19 protein-coding genes are annotated in these 21,687 nt (G+C 66.9%); 3 read left to right on the top strand and 16 right to left on the bottom strand.

What is annotated here, in order from left to right:
- Positions 1–241: 241 nt before the first annotated feature.
- The 4 genes from GO591_RS02105 to GO591_RS02090 form a co-directional block, all read right to left on the bottom strand.
- A complete protein-coding gene (locus GO591_RS02105) occupies positions 242–802 on the bottom strand; it encodes a hypothetical protein (RefSeq protein ID WP_157155293.1) in 561 nt (186 codons plus the stop codon).
- Between the two features lie 601 nt (positions 803–1,403).
- A complete protein-coding gene (locus tag GO591_RS02100; RefSeq protein WP_157155292.1) occupies positions 1,404–2,840 on the bottom strand; it encodes an NAD(P)H-quinone dehydrogenase in 1,437 nt (478 codons plus the stop codon).
- Between the two features lie 152 nt (positions 2,841–2,992).
- Positions 2,993–3,844, bottom strand: coding sequence for a siderophore-interacting protein (locus tag GO591_RS02095; RefSeq protein ID WP_157155291.1), 852 nt, complete (start codon positions 3,842–3,844; stop codon positions 2,993–2,995).
- Between the two features lie 67 nt (positions 3,845–3,911).
- Complete coding sequence (locus GO591_RS02090; RefSeq protein ID WP_157155290.1) at positions 3,912–4,409, bottom strand: MarR family winged helix-turn-helix transcriptional regulator; 498 nt, start codon at positions 4,407–4,409, stop codon at positions 3,912–3,914.
- A gap of 270 nt (positions 4,410–4,679) precedes the next feature.
- Here GO591_RS02090 and GO591_RS02085 point away from each other — a divergent pair, with 270 nt between their 5' ends.
- Positions 4,680–5,504, top strand: a complete 825-nt coding sequence (locus tag GO591_RS02085) for a purine-nucleoside phosphorylase (protein ID WP_157155289.1) — start codon at positions 4,680–4,682, stop codon at positions 5,502–5,504.
- On the top strand, positions 5,501–7,162 hold the full coding sequence (locus GO591_RS02080; protein ID WP_157155288.1) for a phospho-sugar mutase: 1,662 nt from the start codon (positions 5,501–5,503) through the stop codon (positions 7,160–7,162). The genes GO591_RS02085 and GO591_RS02080 overlap by 4 nt, the downstream gene beginning before the upstream one ends.
- 6 nt (positions 7,163–7,168) lie before the next feature.
- On the opposite strand, the gene GO591_RS02075 is transcribed toward GO591_RS02080, so the two are convergent.
- From GO591_RS02075 to GO591_RS02060, 4 genes are all read right to left on the bottom strand, one after another.
- Entirely contained in the window at positions 7,169–8,815 is a 1,647-nt protein-coding gene (locus GO591_RS02075; RefSeq protein WP_157155287.1) for an alkaline phosphatase D family protein, read from the bottom strand.
- Between the two features lie 155 nt (positions 8,816–8,970).
- On the bottom strand, positions 8,971–9,243 hold the full coding sequence (locus GO591_RS02070) for a PTS sugar transporter subunit IIB (RefSeq protein WP_157155286.1): 273 nt from the start codon (positions 9,241–9,243) through the stop codon (positions 8,971–8,973).
- 13 nt (positions 9,244–9,256) lie between these two features.
- Complete coding sequence (locus tag GO591_RS02065; protein WP_157155285.1) at positions 9,257–9,706, bottom strand: PTS sugar transporter subunit IIA; 450 nt, start codon at positions 9,704–9,706, stop codon at positions 9,257–9,259.
- A 3-nt stretch (positions 9,707–9,709) separates the two neighbouring features.
- A complete protein-coding gene (locus GO591_RS02060; protein ID WP_157155284.1) occupies positions 9,710–10,831 on the bottom strand; it encodes an adenosine deaminase in 1,122 nt (373 codons plus the stop codon).
- 63 nt (positions 10,832–10,894) lie between these two features.
- Here GO591_RS02060 and uriH point away from each other — a divergent pair, with 63 nt between their 5' ends.
- Positions 10,895–11,839, top strand: coding sequence for a uridine-preferring nucleoside hydrolase UriH (uriH, locus tag GO591_RS02055; RefSeq protein WP_157155283.1), 945 nt, complete (start codon positions 10,895–10,897; stop codon positions 11,837–11,839).
- Between the two features lie 244 nt (positions 11,840–12,083).
- Here uriH and GO591_RS02050 read toward each other — a convergent pair whose 3' ends face one another.
- The 8 genes from GO591_RS02050 to GO591_RS02015 all read right to left on the bottom strand — a co-directional run bounded on the left by GO591_RS02050 (position 12,084) and on the right by GO591_RS02015 (position 21,572).
- Positions 12,084–13,379 carry a thymidine phosphorylase gene (locus GO591_RS02050; protein WP_157155282.1) on the bottom strand — a complete coding sequence of 432 codons (1,296 nt, stop codon included), beginning with the start codon at positions 13,377–13,379 and terminating at the stop codon, positions 12,084–12,086.
- Positions 13,379–13,783, bottom strand: a complete 405-nt coding sequence (locus GO591_RS02045) for a cytidine deaminase (RefSeq protein ID WP_157155281.1) — start codon at positions 13,781–13,783, stop codon at positions 13,379–13,381. The genes GO591_RS02050 and GO591_RS02045 overlap by 1 nt, the downstream gene beginning before the upstream one ends.
- Positions 13,780–15,063 (bottom strand): ABC transporter permease, encoded by a 1,284-nt coding sequence (locus GO591_RS02040; RefSeq protein ID WP_157155280.1) that lies wholly within the window; start codon positions 15,061–15,063, stop codon positions 13,780–13,782. The genes GO591_RS02045 and GO591_RS02040 overlap by 4 nt, the downstream gene beginning before the upstream one ends.
- A complete protein-coding gene (locus GO591_RS02035) occupies positions 15,060–16,379 on the bottom strand; it encodes an ABC transporter permease (protein WP_232466240.1) in 1,320 nt (439 codons plus the stop codon). Before GO591_RS02035 ends, GO591_RS02040 begins: the two co-directional genes overlap by 4 nt.
- Positions 16,376–17,896 (bottom strand): ABC transporter ATP-binding protein, encoded by a 1,521-nt coding sequence (locus GO591_RS02030; RefSeq protein ID WP_157155279.1) that lies wholly within the window; start codon positions 17,894–17,896, stop codon positions 16,376–16,378. The genes GO591_RS02035 and GO591_RS02030 overlap by 4 nt, the downstream gene beginning before the upstream one ends.
- 79 nt (positions 17,897–17,975) lie before the next feature.
- The gene (locus GO591_RS02025; RefSeq protein WP_157155278.1) at positions 17,976–19,079 is read right to left on the bottom strand and encodes a BMP family lipoprotein; all 1,104 of its coding nucleotides are present in this window, start codon (positions 19,077–19,079) and stop codon (positions 17,976–17,978) included.
- Between the two features lie 159 nt (positions 19,080–19,238).
- Complete coding sequence (locus GO591_RS02020) at positions 19,239–20,306, bottom strand: BMP family lipoprotein (protein WP_157155277.1); 1,068 nt, start codon at positions 20,304–20,306, stop codon at positions 19,239–19,241.
- 147 nt (positions 20,307–20,453) lie between these two features.
- The gene (locus tag GO591_RS02015; RefSeq protein WP_157155276.1) at positions 20,454–21,572 is read right to left on the bottom strand and encodes a mannose-1-phosphate guanylyltransferase; all 1,119 of its coding nucleotides are present in this window, start codon (positions 21,570–21,572) and stop codon (positions 20,454–20,456) included.
- Positions 21,573–21,687 lie beyond the last annotated feature (115 nt).

Genomic DNA, 21,687 nt, shown 5'->3' with positions numbered 1-21,687 from the left:
ATCCCGTGGGGCCGTCCCATCCGCGCGGCGTCTTGGTGACTCCGCGGTGGTTCGTCCGGGCGTCTGAGAACGTCGCGGTGTTTCGGTAACTGAGCGGATGCTTGAACAGGCGCGCTGTTCCTGAATCGGCGCGCAGTCTGTAGCTCCCTGGTTGGAACAGCCGCGCTGTTGCCAAATCGGCGCGCAGTTGCGATCCGGCCTGTTCCGAAACAGCTTCCGGACCCCGCCTGGCAAGTCTGCGCTATCGCACGCCGGCGTTGCGTAAATGCGCGCGCAACCTCTCGGGCGACACCGCCACTTCCCATGGCCACCGGCTCATCCCGTGGTCGGCGGCACGGATGTCATCCTCCCGTGCCTTCTCGTCGAGAAGCACTTGCTCACCGGTGCGTCCCTGCATGTACTCAGGGTCGGTGTACTTGAATCGCCCGTCGAACTCGCCGACCACGTTGAACTGCGGCCACCAGAAGTCGACTACGTAGACCCGACCGCTTGCCCCAGTGATCGGTACCTGAAGCAGCGGCATCGTGACTCCGGCGAGCAGCATGCTTACTCGGCTCATCGACTCTCCCGGACGATCGGCGGCTCCATCAGCGAATTCGATGACCCGACTCGCTCTGAGACGTCCCCGCCGTAGCGGGATGAGGTCGAGCTCTTGATAGAGCTCGTCCCGTGTCAGCGGAGTCGGCGGCACATCAAACCGCGGGTGCGTGGCACGGCGCAGCCCAGCGTCCATCACGGTGACCGCGTGACCAAACGGGATGGTCGCCGCAAGATCGACAGCGGTCCGTGCGAGCGTAGTCACGCTCAGCCCATCAATTGTCACGAGGTTCTGCGGGATCCCGACGGAGTGCCGGATGAGGTGCGAGTTCGACCGTCCCCCGGCTGGGTGCAAGACGTGCACTCGTTCTGGCCATGGACCGACAGAAGGTAGACGCCAGAGCGCGGCTGCTGACTGGTGAGAGAACACAAGATCGTCCGTCGCCGCAAGCGCCGTGGCTTTGACTTGCGCGCGATGGCGGGCGTGCCGATCCAGTTGCGCCCAGACGTTCTTGCGCACGTAAACACCACGCACGACCCGCACGAATTCGCCCCGGCGCACCTGGCGAAGGAACTCGTGTCGAGTCCCTACTTGGTCAAGATCACGAACACGGAGCAAGTGGTCGGTCCAGGGAAGCTGCGTCAGTTGAGCCATGCACCCGAGAGTCGTTCAGCAGCTAACTCGAGGCCAGAGGCATCCGTCCCCTGTGGATGGAAGCCTCTTGTGGATAACCAGCGAGAGAGGACGCACATCTACGCGGAGGTTCGTGCGGGTACACGAGAACTGCGCGGACGTTCGTCAACCGCGCGGGGGTTCAACCACCCGCGTTGTTCTAGAAACACCGCGCAGTTCGGCCCGAAGCCCTCTAGTTCACGATGTGCATCGCGCGGGCGGCATCCGTGATGCTGCCCGACATCGACGGGTACACGGCGAAGGCGCGGGCGACCTCGTCCACGGTCAACCGGTGCTCGACGGCGATCGCGATCGGCAGGATCAGCTCCGAGGCGCGCGGCGCGACGATGACGCCCCCGATCACGGTGCCCGAGCCGGTGCGCGCGAACAGCTTCACGAAACCGTCGCGGACGCCCTGCATCTTCGCCCTCGGGTTCGAGGCGAGCGGCAGCTTGTAGATGATGCCCTGGGCGATGCCATCCTCGATCTGTTTCTGGGTCCAGCCGACGGTGGCGATCTCGGGCTGCGTGAAGATGTTCGAGGTGACGTTACGCAGCTCGGTCGGATTCACCGCGTCGCCCATCGCGTGGTAGACCGCGGTGCGCCCCTGCATCTGCGCCACCGACGCCAGCGGCAGGAAGTCGCTGCAGTCCCCCGCGGCATAGATCATCGGCATCGAGGTGCGAGCGACCCGGTTCACCCGAATGTGCCCGGACTCGGTCAGCTGCACGCCGGCCTCCTCCAGCCCGATGCCGGCCGTGTTCGGGATTGCGCCGACCGCCATCAGGCAGTGCGAGCCCTCGACGGTGCGACCGTCGGACAGGGTCGCGATCACACCGTCGGCGGTGCGCTCCACCGACTGCGCGCGACTCTTGGAGAGCACGGTCATGCCGTTGCGCTTGAAGACGTCCTCGAGCACCGCGGCGGCGTCGGCGTCCTCGCCCGGCAGCACCTGGTCACGGCTGGAGATCAGCGTCACTTGCGATCCGAGGGCGCGGTACGCGGAGGCGAACTCGGCACCGGTCACACCGGAACCGACCACGATCAGGTGCTCGGGCGTCTCGGTCAGGTCGTACAGCTGCGTCCAGGTGAGGATGCGCTCCCCATCCGGCTGCGCGGACGGCAGCACCCGCGGGCGGGCGCCCACCGAGACGATGATGGTGTCCGCGTCGACCGCGTCGAAGTCGGTGCCCTTCTTGCCCTTGGCCGTGGACACGACGATGCGGTTCGTGCCCTCCAGCCGACCGTCGCCCTGCACGATCCGCACCCCGGCCTGATCGAGCTGGCGGTGCATGTCGTCGGACTGCTGGCGGGCGAGCCGCAACAGGCGCTGGTTGACCGCGGCCAGGTTGACGGCGACCTCCGGACGGCTCGGGTGGCCGGCCTCGGTGCGCGTAAAGAACTGCACGCCGAGTTCGCCTGCCTCGCTGATCGCCGTAGCGGAGTCCGCTGTCGCGATCAGGGACTTCGAGGGCACGACATCGGTCAGCACCGCCGAACCGCCGACGCCGACTCGCTCGACCAACGTGACGTCGGCACCGAGTTGGGCTCCGGCGAGCGCCGCTTCGTATCCGCCAGGTCCTCCGCCGAGAATCGCGATCCGCTGCTTGCGCTCAAACTGGTAGGCCATGGGTTCTATTCAACCGTATGGGCCGAGCGGAATTGGCCGAGCGGATGTCTCGGGACTGAGCCGGTTTCGATACGCGGGCTCGTTCCTCGCTCGCTGCTCAACCCACGGCTCTCGCACGCGGGCGCGTTCCTCGACCCGTACGAGACGAGCCCTCAGCGCAGCCCTGCAGCGAGCGGTCGCCCGGCTGGGCGGCCATCGGCACGCGGTTCGGCGCCCTCTTCACGGGCGAACTCCGACTTCCACTGCCGGAAGCCGTCTTCGGTGCGGCCGCGACGCCAGTAGCCCGAGATCGACACCTGGTCACGCGAGAGGCCGCGCTCGGTGAGCAGATACGGCCGCACACCCTTCATGATCTCTTCGGCCTCGCCGTGGACGAACGCGTGAACCCGCCCGTCTGGCCACTCCAGACCGCGGACTGCGGCCTCGAGGGCGCCATCCGGCGCGCTCTCGCGGTGCACGAAGGTGACGGTTCCGCCGGCCGGGAGCTCGAGCTGCGGCTCGTGAGCCTCTGATTCGACGAGCACAACAACCCGCGCCACGGCGTAGTCGGGCAGTGCCGCCAGGGCAGCGGCGACGGCCGGGACGGCCGACTCATCACCGACAAGCAGGTGCCAGTCCGCCGTCGGGTCCGGCCGATAGGCGCCGCCCGGGCCATTGACGATCAGGATGTCACCAACCGCGGCGGCTTCCGCCCAGGGGCCGGCGATGCCCTCGTCGCCATGAACGACGAAGTCGATGTCAATCGTGCCCGCGTCAAGGTTCGGGTTCAGCGCGGTGTAAGTGCGCACATCCGGCAGTTCCTCGGGCGGAAGGACGCCGCGGAGCGCCCGCACGTCGATCTGGTCCGGGTACTCGACACCGGGCTTGGGGAACACCAGTTTGACGTACCGGTCGGTGAACGAACTCTCGGCGAAGGCGGAGAGGTCCTCGGTCTTCAGGTGCACGCGCCGGAGCGATGGGGTGACCCACGAGGTTGCGGTCACAACGAAACGGATAGTCGGCATGGCCGTTCCCTCCAAACGAGGATTGTTTTGATACAGCTCACACTATTACAGATAACTGTTAATAGGGTCACAGGTAGTTGCGGATCGGCCAAAGGAGCTCCATCGGCCGGTCGCTGCCCTCCAGCTCCAGCAGGACGCGACGGAGCTCGCCGACCACCGTCTCGGCGCCGCCGTCCGACATCACACCCGTCACTCGTTCGGTGATGGATGCCATTCGCGCGGAACCTTCGCGGACTCCTTCGAGCCCGCGCTCCGAGATGTTGAACAGCACGATCCGGCGGTGCACCGGGTGCGGTTGGCGATCGACCCAACCGATCTCAGCGAGCCGAGTCAAGGCAGTGGACACGCTCTGCGGGGTGATGTGGATCCCCCGGGCCAGGTCAGAGGCGGAGAGCGGGCCGAGCTTGTGCAGGTGCACTGCCAAACCGAGCTGGGTCACCGTGACATCCAGGTCTTTGATCGCGTCCTGCAGGGAGCGGTGCACCGCATTCTGGGTTCGCCAAAGAATGTAGGGCAGGGCGTCTTCCCAAGAGAATCCGCCTGAATCATGGGGTGTCGTTGACACGCTTCCTCCTGAGGCGTTCGTCTCTCGTACTCGAAACCCCCATCCTAGAGTTGAATATGGCGGCCAAACATGCAGACAGCTGTAAATCCGAGCCTGAGCAGTCTGGGCACGGCTCAGTACGACGCGCGTTCGCGATCCTCCGCTGCCGACCCGAATCGGGCAGCCAGCGCCTCTGAACCCCTGGCCAGCATCGCGACGTCAGCGCCGCATCTCCAGATAGTCACGAGCGGGATACGCTCCGGGCGGTGACCCCACCACTAATCTGGGGGGATGATTCAGCATTCCCTGGATGACGCGGCCACGAGCCCGTTCGAGGTCGCCGCCCAGGCGGCCTCCGAGATCGCCGAGAAAACCGGCATCGATAAGCACGACGTCGCCCTCACCCTGGGCAGCGGCTGGGCAAAGGCCGCCGACCTCATCGGGGAGACGACGGCTGAGTTCCCCGCGACCGAGATCACCGGATTCTCGAAGCCTGCGGTCGAAGGCCACGGCGGCACTCTCCGCTCCGTGAAGCTGCCGAGCGGCAAGCGTGCCCTCGTGATCGGCGCCCGCACCCACTACTACGAGGGCCTCGGCGTGCGCCGGGTGGTGCACTCAGTGCGGACCGCGGCGGCGGCCGGGGCATCCGTGATGATCCTGACCAACGGCGCCGGCGGCATCCGCGAGACCTGGACGCCTGGCCAGCCCGTGCTGATCAGCGACCACCTGAACCTCACCGCGAACTCGCCGCTCGAGGGCGCCACCTTCGTCGACCTGACCGACCTGTACTCGAGCCGGCTGCGGACCCTCGCCAAGCAGATCGAGCCCAGCCTGGACGAAGGCGTGTACGTGCAGTTCCGCGGACCGCACTACGAGACTCCCGCCGAGGTGCAGATGGCCAAGGCCATGGGCGGGCACATCGTCGGCATGTCCACGGCGCTCGAGGCGATCGCCGCGCGCGAGTCGGGCATGGAGGTGCTCGGGATGTCACTGATCACCAACCTGGCCGCCGGCATCCAGACCACGCCGCTCAGCCACGCCGAAGTGATCCAGGCCGGCAAGGACGCCGAGCAGGTGATCAGCGCCCTGCTGGCCCGAATTGTGGAACAGCTGTGAACGTCGTCGACACCGAGGTCATCGACACCGCCCGGGCCTGGCTCGCGCAGGATCCCGACCCGGCCACCCGCGCCGAACTGGAGCCCGTGATCAGCGACGCCGCCGCCGGTTCCCTGGCAGCCATCGCCGACCTGCATGCACGCTTCGACACGCGTCTCGCGTTCGGCACCGCGGGGCTTCGCGGCGAACTCGGCGCCGGCTCCAATCGGATGAACCGGGTGCTCGTCGCCCAGGCCGCCGCCGGCCTGGCCGCCTACCTGACCTCCCACGAGGACGAGCCGAGCGTCGTGATCGGCTACGACGGACGGGAGAACTCCGACGTCTTCGCCATCGACACCGCCGAGATCATGGCGGGCGCCGGTGTGCGCGCGATCCTGCTGCCGCGCCGGCTGCCGACCCCGGTGCTCGCATTCGCGGTGCGCCACCTGAAGGTTTCCGCCGGGGTGATGGTCACCGCGAGCCACAACCCGCCGCGTGACAACGGCTACAAGGTGTATCTCGGCGGTCGCCACGAGGGATCGCAGATCGTGCCGCCCTCCGACGCCGACATCGCCGCCTTCATCGACGAGGTGGCGGCCAGCAGTGTGCTCGCCCTGCCGCGCTCCCCCGAGTACGAAACCGCCGACGAAACCGTCGTCGACGCCTACATCGCGGCCACGTCGGCTCTGGTTCCGCAGGCGGCGGCCCCTGTGGCGTTCGTCTACACGGCGATGCACGGCGTCGGTTGGGAGACCGCGCGGCGCGTGTTCGAGGCATCCGGATTCGACGGCGCCATCGTCGTGCCCGAGCAGATCGAGCCGGATGCCGCGTTCCCGACGGTGGCGTTCCCCAACCCTGAGGAGCCCGGGGCGATGGACCTGGCCCTCGAGCTCGCCGCCTCGCGCGGCGCCGAGCTGGTGATCGCGAACGACCCGGACGCCGACCGGCTGGCCGTGGCCGTTCCAGAAGGCTCCGGATGGCGCCGCCTCAGCGGCAACGAGGTGGGATTGCTGCTCGGCTGGCGTGCCGCCGAACGCCTGCGGGTGCCGAATGGCACCTTCGCGGCCTCCATCGTCTCCTCCCCCGGGCTGGCCGCGATCGCCCGCAAGCACGCCATCGACTACGTGGACACCCTCACCGGATTCAAGTGGATCTCGCGGGCTGGCGGACTCGTGTACGGCTTCGAGGAAGCGCTCGGCTATCTGGTGAACCCCGGCACCGTTCGGGACAAGGACGGGATCTCGGCGGCGCTCGACTTCCTCGGGCTGTACGCCGATCTAAAGGCTGCGGGCACGACGCTCGCCGAGCACCAGCGGGCCTTTGACGAGCGGTTCGGCGCCTTCGCGTCACGCCAGATCTCGTTGCGGGTGACCGAGCTGGCCGAGATCAGCCGGTACATGAGCGAGCTGCGTCTCACGCCGCCGGCGGCGATCGGCGGTCTCAAGGTGGACCGGATCGAGGACTTCTCGAGCGGCTTCGGCAAGTTCGGTCCGAGCGACATCCTGCGGATCTGGGTCGAGGGCGAGGGGCGCGTGATTGTGCGTCCGAGCGGCACCGAGCCGAAGCTGAAGGTCTACATCGACGCGTCCTCGACCATCGGTTCGGTCGAGGAGAAGCGCGCCGCCGCGACGCAGACGGTCGAGGCGCTCGAGGCCGGGATGCGCGAACTGCTGGTGTAGCGCCACCTACCGCGGCCGCACCCGCACCCCGGCGACCTGCTTCAGCCGTGGGTGTTCCTCGTCGCCGTTCCTGACGACGCCGGAGCGCCAAATCAGCGCGAGGCCGTCGTCGCCGTCTTCGAGGAAGGCGAGGTTGTTGTCGAACCACGGACCCCGTTTGTTCTTCCAGTGGAACGGCGGATCGGGCACCTTCGCCGAGCGCGCGGCCGCCGCACCGAGCGGCTCGGCGAGCCCATACGAGCTAGCGACGGCGAACCAGCGCAGCCAGCGCGGCAGCGGGTTCCGCACCGGCGAGCAGACGGACTGGATGATCCGGCTTCCCGAGTCTCGCTCCACCTCGGAGACGAACGAGTAGTGCACGTCGCCGGAGAGGAAGGTCACCGTCTCCGGCGCTGGACCTCGCCCGCCGTCGGCTAATTCCGTCGTCATCCGCGCCACCGCCTGGAAGCTGTTCTGGAACGCCGCCCAGTGGTCGAGGTCGACCAGCTGCCGCAGCCACTCGCCGACCCGGTCGGCGGGCCTGCCCCAGGCACCCTGTGCGAGCGCTTCATCCCAGGCCTCCAGGTGGTGCAGCCCCGGCGGCAGCAGGAACGGCAGCGACGACCCGATCAGCACGTGCCGGAACCCGCCCTGCAGCTGAGCGTCGAACCAGTCGAGTTCGTCTCGGCCAAGCAGCCCACGGTTGTCCGGCGTGAGATCCCGCGACACCCGGGAGTCGAGCACGATCAGCCGAACATCATCGAAGTCGCGAGAGTAACTCCAGCGGTAGGTGGTGGGCTGCCGGTCACAGCGCTCGGCGAACGCATCGATCGTGGCGGAGAGATCGACCTCCCCGTCGTGCGGCGCGACGATCCCCTGCCAGAGCTCATCGGCCGCCCGTTCCTCGGGCGACAGATTGCCGAGGTGCTGGTAAACCCAGTACGACGCCAGCCCGGCGACGATCCGGTCGTGCCACCACGGTTCCGCCTCCATCCGCTTCTTCCAGCTGAGCGACGCGTTCCAGTCGTCGCGGATGTCGTGGTCATCGAAGATCATCGCGCTCGGCAGTATCGACAGCAGCCAGCGGTTGGCGGCATCCGACCAGGCCAACGCGTACAGGTGCGCATACTCCTCGAAATCCTTGAGTTCCTTGCCGGGCGGCTCGCTGATGTCGCGTCGGCTGCGGATGAACTGCTGCATCGCCTCGGTGGTGGAGTCGGCGTAGACCTGATCGCCGAGAAAGAGCAGCAGGTCGGGCACGGATGCCTCGCCCCGCGCCACCGCGAGGGCGAAGGCGCGCAGCGCGTCCACCCCGTGGGTGCGGTTGCCCTTGCGGTCGTGGCTGACGCTCGTGCGGCAGGAGCCGTATGCCATCCGCAGCCCACGCCCGTGCGCCCGGGTAGTGATCGACGAGGGCGGGAACTCAGAATCCGGTTCCGGCCACGCCTGCACGCCGTCCAACTCGACGGTGTACGGAGTGCTGGTGCCGGCTTCCAGCCCGTCGACCTCGACCAGCGCGTAGTGGTGGCCGTGCACCCGGAACGTGGGTGCGCGCCACGACCGATCGCCGCCGCGCACGGTGACGAGGCAGTCGTCTCGGGTCTCCACCCAGATGCTCGCGGTTGTCTCGTCGACGAACCGAAGCATCGGACCCAGCACCAGCGGTGAGGTCATGTCTCTGTTGTACCCCTCCGGGCTGGTTACGGGCACGCAGAGAGGGTGCGGAGGTCTCGGCAAGCTCGACCAGCGGAGAGCTGGACCAGCCGGGGGGGGGGGGGGGGGCGGCTCGTCCAGCGGAGGGGGCTCGACCCCTTGAGGGCGGGGAAGGCTCAGCCGAGCGCGGCTTCGAGCTTGCGGCTGAGTTCGGCGGTGTCGAAGTAGTTCTCGACGATGATGACGTCGGCGAAGGTCTGCCCGATCTGATCGACCAGTTCCGGGCTGGTGAGGATCACTTGGGCGTCGGCGGCGGCGGTCGCCAGGCTGGCCAGGTCGGCGGCGGTCACCTCGGCCTGGATATCCAGCCGTTTGAGCACCCGCTCGGCGTTGACTTTGAGGATCGCGCTGGTGCCGATCCCTGCCCCGCAGATGGCGACAATCTTCATTAGTGAACCTCGTTCAGTCGGCCTCGACGCCGAGGATGTCGCGGATCGCGTCGCTCGAACGGGCACCGGCGAGCGCGGTGATCGAGTTGGAGTCGTTGAACACGTTCGCAAGGTCGGCGACGCTCAGCAGGTGCCGCTGCGCCGTGGAAGTGGACAGTCCGACGACCACGCTCACCGGGTCGTTGTAGGGGTGACCGAAGTTGACTGGCTCGTCCAGGGTGACGATGCTCATCCCGTCGGAGACGACATCCGGTCCGGGGCGAGCGTGCGCGAGGGCGAGGCCTGGCGCGATCACGATATACGCGCCGTGCTCCTCAATCATCTCGATCATCCGGTCGGTGTAGGTGGCACGGGCGACGCCGGACAGTTCGAGCGCCTCACCGGCGAGCCTGACGGCCTCCTGCCAGTTGTTCGCGTGCGCGCTGATGCGGATCGCGGTGTCGGGGAGTGGCGGTAGCGGCATCCGTTATGCCTCCGCGAAGCCGGCCGTGATCTGTTCGGCCAGATCCTCACGGTCTTCAAGCGGCAGGAACGCCGCGGCGGCCGCGTTCAGCTGGAACACCTCGAGATCGGTGAGGTCGTAACCAAACGTGTCGGACAGCAACTGCAGTTCGCGGCTGAGGGTGGTGCCGCTCATCAGCCGGTTGTCGGCGTTCACCGTGACCCGGAAACCGAGCTGGTAGAGCAGGTCGAACGGGTGGTCGACCATGTCGGTGCCCCACTGTTCGATCGCGCCGGTCTGCAGGTTCGAGGAGGGGCTGGTTTCCAGCGCGATCTCCCGGTCTTTCACCCACTGCGCAAGATCGCCCAGGGTCACGTAGGTGTTGTCGCCGTCTTCGCTTTCGATGGTGATGTCTTCGGCGATGCGCACGCCGTGGCCGAGCCGCAGCGCCCGCCCATCGAACAGGGCGCTGGCGATGCTGTCCAGGCCATCGGCCTCACCGGCGTGCACCGTGGTCGGGAAGTACTGGCTGGCCAGGAAGTCAAACGCATCCTTGGCCTTGCTGGCGGGGAAGCCGGCCTCCGCGCCGGCGAAGTCGAAGCCGACAACACCGCGGTCGCGGTGCCGGACGGCCAGCTCGGCGATCTCCATGCCGCGGTCGGCGTGCCGCATGGCGGTCACCAGCTGGCCGACCCGGATGCGGCGGCCGGTTGCCGCGACATCCGCAACGCCGGCCTCCAGACCTTCCTGCACCGCTTCGACGACCTCGTCGAGGCTGAGTCCGCGGGCGAGGTGCTGCTCGGGCGCCCAGCGGATCTCGCCGTAGATGACGCCGTCGTGACCGAGGTCCTGCACGAACTCCCGGGCGACGCGCTCGAGGCCTTCCTTGGTTTGCATGACCGCGGTGGTGATGTCAAAGGTCTTCAGGTACTCGACCAGCGAACCGGAGTCGCTCTTTTCGGCGAACCAGGAGCGCAATGCCTCCGCGTCGGTCTCCGGAAGTGCGAAGTCGATCACGTCGGCAAGTTCGATGATCGTCTGCGGGCGCAGTCCTCCGTCGAGATGGTCGTGCAGCGACACCTTGGGCAGCGCGCTAATCGACGCACCACCACCCGGCAGCAGGAATTCCTCAGCAGCAGCGGTCATGGCTACAAATCTACCGGGCAGCGCCGCCGCATCGGCCTCGGAATCCGCCCTTAAGCTCGAAGCGTGCCTACGAAGATCCTGCTCGACTGCGATCCCGGCCACGACGACGCCATCGCGATGCTGCTCGCGCACGGCAACCCGTCGGTCGAGCTGGTGGCGGTGACGACCGTGATGGGCAACCAGACGATCGAGAAAGTCACCCGGAACGCGCTGTCCGTTGCCCGGGTTGCCGGCATCACCGGGATCCCGTTCGCCGCCGGGGCGCACCGGCCGCTCGTGCGCGAGATCGAGACCGCGCCGTCGATCCACGGGGAGTCCGGGTTGGACGGCCCGGAACTGCCCGAGCCTGCGCTGACCCTGGATTCGCGGCACGCGGTCGACCTGATCATCGACACCGTGATGCAGGCGGAGCCCGGCACGATCACGCTGGTGCCGACCGGGGCGCTCACCAACATCGCCCTCGCCGTGCGCAAGGAACCGCGCATCGCGGCTCGGGTGAAGGAGGTCGTGCTGATGGGCGGCGGCGTCCACGTCGGTAACTGGAACGCGACATCCGAATTCAACATCGTCATCGACCCGGAAGCCGCGCACATCGTTTTCAAGGAGTCCTGGCCGCTGACCATGGTGGGGCTGGATGCCACGCATCAAGCCCTGGCAACGCCCGCGGTGCGCGCACGAGTGGACGCGGTCGGCACCGCGCCCGCGCGGTTCGTCGGCGAGTTGCTCGACTTCTTCGGGCACACCTACCGCGATGCGCAGGGTTTCGAGTATCCGCCGGTGCACGACCCCTGTGCGGTCGCGTACGTGATCGACCCGTCGGTGCTGCACGTGGTCAAGGTGCCGCTCGATGTCGAGTTGCGCGGCGAGCACACTCTCGGGATGACGGTCGCCGACTTTCGGGCGCCCGCTCCCGCCTCGTGCACCACTCAGGTGGCGACCGGGCTCGACGCCGACAAGTTCTGGAACCTGGTCATCGACGCCCTCGAGCGGATCGGCGACCCGGAGTAGCCGTCGTCGATTCGCGGGGTGCAACAACAATGCGCCGCGCGCGCGGCCCATTGTTGCGGTGGCGGATGCCCCAGAACCGGTGCGCCGGCCATGGTTACTCGCGCGCCTGAACGTTCGCCCGCGCAAAGTGACTACCAGCGGCGCGCCGCTTGGACGGCGCCTGCGGATGCAACTTTGAGGCGCGCGCGGCGGAATGTGCAAGCACGCGCCGACGCAGCGCGAGGTGCGAGACGAAAAGGCCGCTTTACGCGGTGATGCGGTCGGCGATCAGGGGACCGAGGTCGACGGATGCCTCGGACTCGCCGATCTCCCAGGAACCCTCGAGCGCCTGGAGCGCCCGCTCGAACCGCTCGGGTTCGTCGGCGGACAGGGTGAACAGCGGCTGCCCCGCGGTGACGGTGTCGCCCGGCTTCGCGTGCAGGTCGATGCCGGCCGCGTGCTGCACCGGGTCCTGCTGGCGGGCGCGGCCGGCTCCGAGCCGCCAGGCGGCGATGCCGAAGGGCAGCGCCTCCTGCTTGACGAGCACCCCGGAGCATGGGGCCATGACGGTGTGGCGTTCCAGGGCGATCGGCAGCGGGGCATCCGGCTCCCCGCCCTGCGCGCGGATCATTGCGCGCCAGGTGTCCATCGCGCTGCCGTCCTGCAGCGCGGCCTCGACGTCGGCGTCGGGTTGGCCGGCGAGCGCGAGCATCTCGCGGGCGAGGGCGACGGTCAGTTCGACCACGTCGGCGGGACCGCCACCGGCGAGCACCTCAACGGACTCGCGCACCTCGTTGGCGTTGCCGATCGCGAGGCCCAGCGGCACATTCATGTTGGTGAGCAGCGCCGTGGTCGCGACGCCGGCATCGGTGCCGAGCTGCACCATGGTCTCGGCGAGCTTGCGGGACTGCTCGATGTCCTTGAGGAACGCGCCAGAGCCGAACTTCACATCCAGCACCAGCGCCGCGGTGCCTTCGGCGATCTTCTTCGACATGATCGAGGACGCGATCAGCGGGATCGCTTCGACCGTGCCGGTGATGTCGCGCAGTGCGTAGAGCTTCTTGTCGGCGGGAGCCAGTCCGCTGCCGGCGGCGCAGATCACGGCGCCGACGTTCTCGAGCTGGTCGAAGAACTCCTCGTTCGACAGCGCCGCCCGCCAGCCGGGAATCGACTCGAGCTTGTCGAGCGTGCCTCCGGTGTGCCCGAGGCCCCGGCCGGACAGCTGCGGCACGGCGACGCCGAAGGACGCCACCAGCGGTGCCAACGGAAGGGTGATCTTGTCGCCCACTCCCCCGGTCGAGTGCTTGTCGGTGGTGCGCTTCGACAGCGAGTCGAAGTTCATCCGCTCACCGGTGGCGATCATGGCCAGGGTGAGGTCGCGGATCTCGGTGCGCTCCATGCCGTTCAGGAAGATCGCCATGGTCATGGCGCTCATCTGCTCGTCGGCTACATAGCCGCGGGTGTAGGCGTCAACCAGCCAGTTGATCTGCTCGGTGGTCAGGATGCCGCCGTCACGCTTGGTGCGGATCAGGTCGACGGTGTCGAACGGTTCGATGGCCATTAGGTTGCGTACTCCTCCAGGGTGCGCGGGCCGAACGCGTCCGGCAGCACCTCGTCGATGGTGCGGATGCCGGACACGGTCTCCAGCAGCATGCCCGAGCTCGAGTGTTCGAACAGCAGCTGCCGGCAGCGCCCGCACGGCATCAGGGTGTTGCCGTTGCCGTCGACGCAGGTGAACGCGACGAGCTTGCCGCCGCCGGACATGAACAGGTCCGATACCATCGAGCATTCGGCGCACAGGGTCACCCCGTACGACGCGTTCTCGATGTTGCATCCGGAGACCACGCGGCCGTCATCGACGAGCGCCGATGCCCCGACCGGGAACTTCGAGTACGGCACGTATGCCTTCTGCATGGCCTGGCGGGCGGCATCCCGCAAGGCGTCCCAGTCGATCTCGGTGGTCATGACTTGATGTACGGCTTGCCGTCCGCCGCGGGTGCTCGGGAGATTCCGACGAGGCCGGCGACCGCGAAGATGGTCACCACGTACGGCAGCATCAGCATGAACTCGCTGGGCACCGGCGAGCCGATGACGCCGAGCACGTTCTGCAGGTTGGTGGCGAAGCCGAACAGCAGGGCGGCGAGGGTGGCCTTGATCGGATGCCACTGGCCGAAGATCACCGCGGCGAGAGCGATGAAGCCGAGGCCCGCGGTCATTTCCTTGTTGAACGCGCCGACCGAGCCGAGGGTGAAGAATGCGCCACCGAAGCCGGCGATCGCCCCGCCGAGCGAGACGTTCCAGAACCGGGTGGGGTTGACCTTGATGCCGACCGTGTCCGCCGCGGTCGGGTGCTCACCGACGGCACGCATCCGCAGGCCCCAACGGGTGCGGAACATGGCGAAGGTGATCAATGCCACCGCGATGTACATGGCGTAGACGATGATCGTCTGCTGGAACAGCACCGGCCCGAGGATCGGGATCTCGGAGAGGATCGGAATCGGCAGCCGCTCGAACCGCGGCGGGGTGTTCAGCAGCGGGGTGTTCTCGGACAGCACCTGCGAGAACAGGAAGCTGGTGAGACCAGTCACCAGCACGTTCAGCACCACACCGACGATGACCTGGTCGACGAAGTACTTGATCGCGAACGCGGCAAGCACGAACGAGACCAGCACACCGGCGACGGCCGCTGCGACGAGTCCCAGGTAAGGGTTGCCCGTGACCGACGCGACCACGGCCGAGCTGAAGGCACCGCCGAGCAGCTGACCCTCGATGGCGATGTTCACGACGCCGACGCGCTCGCTGATCACACCGGCCATGGCACCGAACACCAGCGGAACGCTGAGGCTCACGGTGCCGGCCAGCAGTCCGGGAATCGGGATGGTCGCCCCGGCACCCGCCCACGTGAGGAACGCGAGCATGAACACGACCGCGAACACGATCGGCACCCAGAGGGGCACCTTCTGTCCCCGGGAGACCATCCAGGCGGCGTAGCCGGTGAACAGTGCCAGCACGAGGACCGCCGCGATGACTGTCGGCAGCACCGGCAGCACGATGTTCGGCAGCTGGATCACATCGTTCAGGGTGGAGATCCGGAACGTGCTCTGCGTGGCATCCGTCGGAATCAGGATGAAGACCAGCGAGATGAGCGTGAAGACGGCGAGCGCGATCGGGGTGCGCCAGCTGGTGATCGTCGTGGTCTCGAGACCTGCGATCTTCTGCGGGACCGCTTCGGTTGTAGTGCTCACTTGGCAGCCACCTCCTTGGTGACAAGTCGGCGCTCTCGACGGCTCAGGGCGCTAGGGGTGGGCAGCCGGAAGATCGCCCGGACCAGCGGCGGAGCGGCGATGAAGAGCACGATGAGGGACTGCACGACGAGCACGATGTCGATCGGAACACCTTCGGCAGCCTGCATCGAGAACCCGCCGGCCTTCAGCGCACCGAACAGGACACCCGCGACGAAGATTCCCCACGGCCGGGAGCGACCCAGCAGCGCAACCGTGATCGCGTCGAAGCCGATGCCGGCGTCGATGCCCTGGCTGAAGCCGGTGGTCACGGTGCCGAGCATCTGGCTGACGCCGGCGAGCCCGGCGAGTGCGCCGGAGATCACCATCGACCAGGTGTAGACGCCCTTGACGTTGATGCCGGCGACCTTCGCCGCGCGCGGGTTCTCACCCACGGCGCGGAACTGGAAGCCCATGTTCGACCGGTTCAGCAGCCACCACACCAACACGGTGGCCGCGATGACCACGATGAAGCCCCAGTGCAGGTTGAACTGCGGCCCCAGTAACTCGGGGAAGATCGCGGTGTCCTGCATGGGCGCAGTTTTCGGGTTGCTCGACCCGGGAGCCTGCAGCAGCCCCTGCGTGCGCAGCATGTACGCGAGCAGGTAGAGCGCCACGAAGTTGAGCATGATCGTCACGATCACCTCATGCGCGCCGGTCTGCGCCTTGAGCACTCCGGCGATGCCGCCCCAGATTCCACCGGCGATCAGACCGGCGAGAACCGCGATGATCAGGTGCAGCACGGGTGGGAATGACATGTACGCCCCGACGTACCCAGCCGCGGCGGCGGCCATCAGCATCTGGCCGCGGGCACCGATGTTGAACAGGCCGACCCGGAAGGCCAGGCCGACGCCGAGGCCGGCCGCGATGAGCGGCGTGGCGAAGACAAGGGTCTCGGTCAGTGGACGGATGCCGGCGGCGAAGCCGTCTACCCGGAAGTTATAGATCGCCCCCTGGAACAGCGCGCTGTACGCGCCCCAGGTGGAGTTCCAGATCGCCGCGAGCATGTCGGTCGGCCGGGAGAAGAAGTACCCCGAGGTCTCCTGCACTCGCTCGTCGGTGACCGCGATCAGGATCGCGCCGGCAATCAGCGCGAGCACGACGGCCAGGATCGAGATCATGAAGCTGCCGCCGACGATGTCGCGCATCGCCTGCTGCCAGCGGGACTCCGGCTCGGGCTCGACGCTGCGATCCTCGACCGGGGCGACCGTAGTGTCGGCCTCGGTGTGGATGATGCGGTTCTCGGGTGGTGTGGTCATCGGGTCGCGGTCGTCGCTCATGCGGCTTCCCCCGTTCCAGTAGTCGTTTCGCCGGCCATCATCAGGCCGAGCACATCGCGGGGGGTGTCACCTGGCACGATGCCGACGATGGAGCCGCGGTACATGACCGCGATCCGGTCGGCGAGCGCTTCGACCTCATCCAGTTCGGTCGACACCACGATGACCGGCACGCCGGCGTCGCGGGCTTCGATGATCCTGGTGTGCACGAACTCGATCGATCCGACGTCTAGGCCGCGGGTCGGCTGCGCAGCGATGAACAGCTCCAGGTCGCGGCTCAGTTCGCGCGCGAGCACCACCTTCTGCTGGTTTCCACCGGACAGGCGGCCCGCATGGGTGAAGATGCTCTGGGTTCGGATGTCGAACTCCTTGACCTTCTCGTGCGCGAACTCCTCGGCGAACTTCAGTTGCAAGTTTCCCGCCTTGACGAACGGGACGCCATTGCTGCGGTCGAGCATCAGGTTCTCGGCGATGGTGAACTCCGCAACCAGACCGTCATCGGTGCGGTCCTCCGGGACGAAGCCGACCCCGGAATCGAGGATCTTGCGGACGCCGTGTCCAACCAACTCGGACCCGTTGAGCTTGATGCTGCCGGTGACATGCTGCTGCAGTCCGACGAGGGCCTCGGTGAGTTCGGTCTGACCGTTGCCCTGCACGCCGGCGATGACGAGGACTTCACCGCCGCGCACCTCAAAGCTGACGTTGTTGACCACCAGCTGGCCGAGCGGGTTGATCACGGTCAGCCCGTCGACGACAACGCCCTTGTCGCGGACGACGGGCGGGTCCTTCTCGATCATCAATTCGACCGGGCGACCCACCATGAGCGAAGCCAGTTCGGCGTTGGTCGCGCTGGGCGATGCCTCACCGACGACCTTCCCGAGCCGGATGACGGTGATCCGGTCGGCGACCTCACGCACTTCCCGCAGCTTGTGAGTGATGAACACGATCGACGTGCCACCCTGCTTCAGCTGGCGCATGATCGTGATGAGCTCGTCGGTTTCCTGCGGGGTGAGCACGGCAGTGGGCTCATCGAAGACCAGCAGCTTCGCGTCGCGCGAGAGCGCCTTGATGATCTCCACCCGCTGCTGGACACCGACGGGCAGGTCCTCCACGAGGGCATCCGGGTCAATGTCGAATCCGAAGCGCGCTGAAATCTCACGGACCTTGGCGCGGGCTCCATCCAGGTCGAGGATGCCGGCGGCCTTGGTGGATTCATTGCCGAGCATCACGTTCTCGGCGACCGTGAACACGGGGATCAGCATGAAGTGCTGGTGCACCATGCCAATGCCGGCGTTCATGGCGTCGCCGGGCCCGACGAAATGCTGCACCTCGTCATTGAGGAGGATTTCGCCTTCATCGGCTCGATAGAGGCCATACAGCACGTTCATGAGGGTGGATTTTCCTGCACCGTTCTCTCCGAGAAGGGCGTGGATTTCACCTGCCTCGACAGTGAGGTCAATGTGGTCGTTCGCGACCAGGGCACCGAATCGCTTCGTGATGCCGCGAAGTTCGAGCTTCATGTTTCCTGATTCTAGGGGTCGGGTTGCATGAAACGGGGAGGTCAGCAACGCTGACCTCCCCGCTATCAATCACGCAGGATTACTTCGCCAGGTACGAGGTGACCTTGACCTCGCCCGAGATGATGGCCTCCTGGAGCGCCTTCACCTCGGCATCGAGCTCAGCCGGAACGCGGTCAGACCAGTCGTGGTAGTCGGCGATGCTGACGCCGCCGTTTTCGAGGGTGCCCACGTACGGCGTGTTGTCGAAGTTGCCTTCGCCTGCCATGGTGACAGCTTCCTCGACCGAGACATCCATGCCCTTGCGGATCGAGGTCAGCAGCAGGTCGCCGATCGACGGGTCGGTCTCGAACTGGTCGGCGTCAACACCGACCATGGCGATCTCACGGCCGGAGTCGCGGATGGCGGCAGCGGCGCTCTGGTAGATCGGGCCACCGACGGGCAGCAGCACGTCGATGTTCTGGCCGATCAGCGAGTTGGCAGCGTTCAGCGCCTCGGTGCCGGCGGCGAAGCCACCGGTGAAGGTGCCGGTCGCAGCAGCGCTGTCCCAACCGAAGACCTGGACGTTGGCGCCCTTGACCTCGTTGTAGTGGGCGACACCCTGGGCGAAGCCGTCCATGAAGATGGTGACGGTCGGGAACTGCATGCCACCGAAGGTGCCAACGGCACCGGTCTGCGAGATACCAGCAGCCAGGTAGCCGGCGAGGAACGCGGCCTGCGCGGTGTCGTACACCAGCGGCTTGATGTTCGGGAAGTCGGTTTCGCCGTCGAAGTCGAGGTCGATCGGGTCGTCGATCGAGACGAACTCGATCTCCGGGTTCTCCTCAGCGAACTGCGCGGCAGCCTCGGCGAGCGCGAAGCCGACGGTGACGATCAGGTTGCAGCCCTGCGCGACAAGGTTGGTGAGGTTCGACGCGTAGTCAGTTTCGGCGGCCGACTCTACCGTGACGGGCTCAACACCGAGCGTTTCGGACGCCGCCTCCAGGCCTTCGAATCCGAGCTGGTTGAACGACTTGTCGTCGAAGCCGCCGGCGTCGGAAACCATGCAGGGCAGGAAGTCAGAGGTCGCGGCGCCGTCGCCGTTGCCTTCATCCTCGGGTGCTGCAGCACAGCCGGCGAGCACGAGCGCGCTCACGCCGACCAGTGCGAGGCCGCCAACGGCGGACTTGCGCGATGTGATTCTCAAGATGTCCTCCAAGAAAAGCCCGGCGCACGCCGGGAGTGATGCGTTCAACTTAGCGAATGTTGCGCGCTCTGACTCTGCTATTCATGAGCGAGCGCTCAACAGTTACAAATCCGCGACCTCGGTGAAACCTTTCCGGAACGTTTCCGCTGGTCGCCGCCCCTATTTAGGGGTAGCGGTCGACGTGATCTCGAGCTCCCCAGCGATGATCTGCGCGCGCAGTTCGTCGATCTCTGCCGCAAGCTCAGCGGACACCAGCGAGGCGCGGTCGTGGAATGGCGCGATCTCGACTCCACCGTTCTCGAGCGTGCCGATGTAGGAGGCGTTGTCGAACTCGCCGTTGAGGTCATCGCTCACGATGTCGCGAACCGCGTCCTGGGTGTTCTTGAGGATGCTGGTGAGCACGATCGGCTTGAAGTTCTCGGGCAGCGTCTCGTAGCCGTCGTTGTCGACCCAGATCAGCGAGGAGTTGCCGTGTTCGAGCACGGCCGCCGCGGCGCCTTCACCGACCTGGCCGGCGACCGGAAGGATGACGTCGGCGCCCTGGTCGAGCATCGCCTCGGTCGTGGTCTTGCCCAGCGTGGTGTTCTCGAAGTCGCCGGTGAACTGGCCCTCCTGGGTGTCCTTGTTCCAGCCGATCACGGCGACGGATGTCCCGTGCGCCTCGTTGTACTTGTCGACGCCGTCGACAAAACCGTCCATGAACAGGGTGACCGGCGGCTGGTTGCCGCCGCCGAATGTGCCGACGATTCCGGTCTGGCTGACGCCGGCTGCCAGGTAACCGGCGAGGAACGCGGCCTGGGCGGTGTCGAACACGATCGGCTTGATGTTGTCGCCTTCGACTACCTCGTCAACGATCGAGAAGTGCAGGTCGGGGTTCGCCGCGGCCTCTTCGGAGGTGGCCTCGGCCAGCTCCCAGCCGACGGTGAGGATGAACTCGCAGCCGGTGCCGACCGCCTGCTCGACGTTCGGTGCCAGGTCGGTCTCGTTCTGCGACACGATCGCGTCGACGTCGATCCCGAGCTCATCGGATGCGAGCTGCAGGCCTTCCCAGCTGGACTGGTTGAAGGAACGGTCCTCGAGTCCGCCGGAGTTGGTCACCATGCGGGCGCAGTAGTCCGTGGCATCCGACTCCGCGTTGGATTCGGAGGGAGCGGACGCGCAGCCGGCGAGCAGCAGGGCGGCGGTGACGATCAGAACAGCGGGGCGTGCGGCAGTGCGAATGGTCATAGTGATGACTGGCTCCGAGGGGGAAAAGGAAGATTGGAGGCCAAGTAAACCGGGATGCTTATTCGCCGGGCAACCCTGCAACCGCTTGCAGACGTTGCGATTGGGTCACGAACACCCCGGGGTTGCACCCCTGCCGGTGGTTGAGGATTAAAGGACGTCGTTGCGCCCGGAGATCTTCAACGCGTCGACGACCGCCTTCACGCGCTGCGCGTTGGCACTGGTCGTCACGAGCAGGGCATCCGGGGTGTCCACCACGACGATGTCATTGACGCCGATCAGCGAAATCAGCCGATTGGTCTGGCTGACGACCACGCCGCTGGATGCGTCGGCGAGCACTCGGGCGTTCTCGCCGAGGATCGCGAGATCGGACTTGCGCCCGCCCGAGTGCAGCTTGGCGAGCGAGGCGAAGTCGCCGACGTCGTCCCAGTCGAAGTCGCCCGGGATCACGGCCAGCTTGCCCTCGGTGGCTGCGGGCTCGGCAACCGTGTAATCGATCGCGATCTTCTTCAGCGTCGGCCAGACCTTGTCGACAACGGCACCACGGCGCGGAGTGTCCCACGCCTCGGCCAGTTCAAGCAGTCCGGCGAGCAGCTCCGGCTCCGACTTGCCCAGCTGTTCGAGCAGCACGCTGGCACGGGTGATGAACATGCCGCCGTTCCACAGGTAGTCGCCGCTGGCGACGTACTTCTTCGCGGTCGCGAGGTTGGGCTTCTCGACAAAGGAGTCGACGGCGACGGCCGTTGGCGCGCCGGTGATGCTCAGCGGCTCTCCGCAGTGGATGTAACCGAAGCCGATCGCTGGCTCGGTCGGGGTGATGCCGATCGTGGCGATGTACCCGGCATCCGCCGCGGCGACCGCCTCGATCACCGCACGGCGGAAGCCGCGGGCGTCGCGGATGACATGGTCGGCGGCGAACGAGCCGATGATGACGCCCGGCTCGCGGCGTTCCAGAATCGCAGCGGCCAGGCCGATCGCGGCGCTGGAGTCACGCGGCTCGCTCTCGAGCACAACGTTCTCGTCGGCGAGCGCAGGGATCTGCCTCTCGACCGCCGCCCGGTGGGCCCGACCGGTGACCACCATGATGCGCTCCTCGCCGGCGAGCGGGCCGAGCCGGTCCCAGGTGTCGCGCACCAGGCTCTGCCCGGAGCCGGTGAGATCGTGCAGGAACTTCGGCGCATCCGCCCGCGAGAGCGGCCACAGCCTCGAGCCGATCCCGCCGGCGGGGATCACACTGTAGAAGCGGTCGAGTCCGGGGGTCTCAGTCATGCGCTCAACTCTAGCCAGCGGCATCCGGAGTCTCCTGTCCGCGACGATCGCCCGGTGCTGTTCAAGAGCGGTTCACCCAGGCGACACCCGCGGCGCTTAGCGTCGGGCGCAGAGC

It is taken from the genome of Diaminobutyricimonas sp. LJ205, assembly GCF_009755725.1.
GTDB lineage: Bacteria > Actinomycetota > Actinomycetes > Actinomycetales > Microbacteriaceae > Ruicaihuangia.
This window is presented reverse-complemented; position numbering and strand designations above follow the sequence as displayed.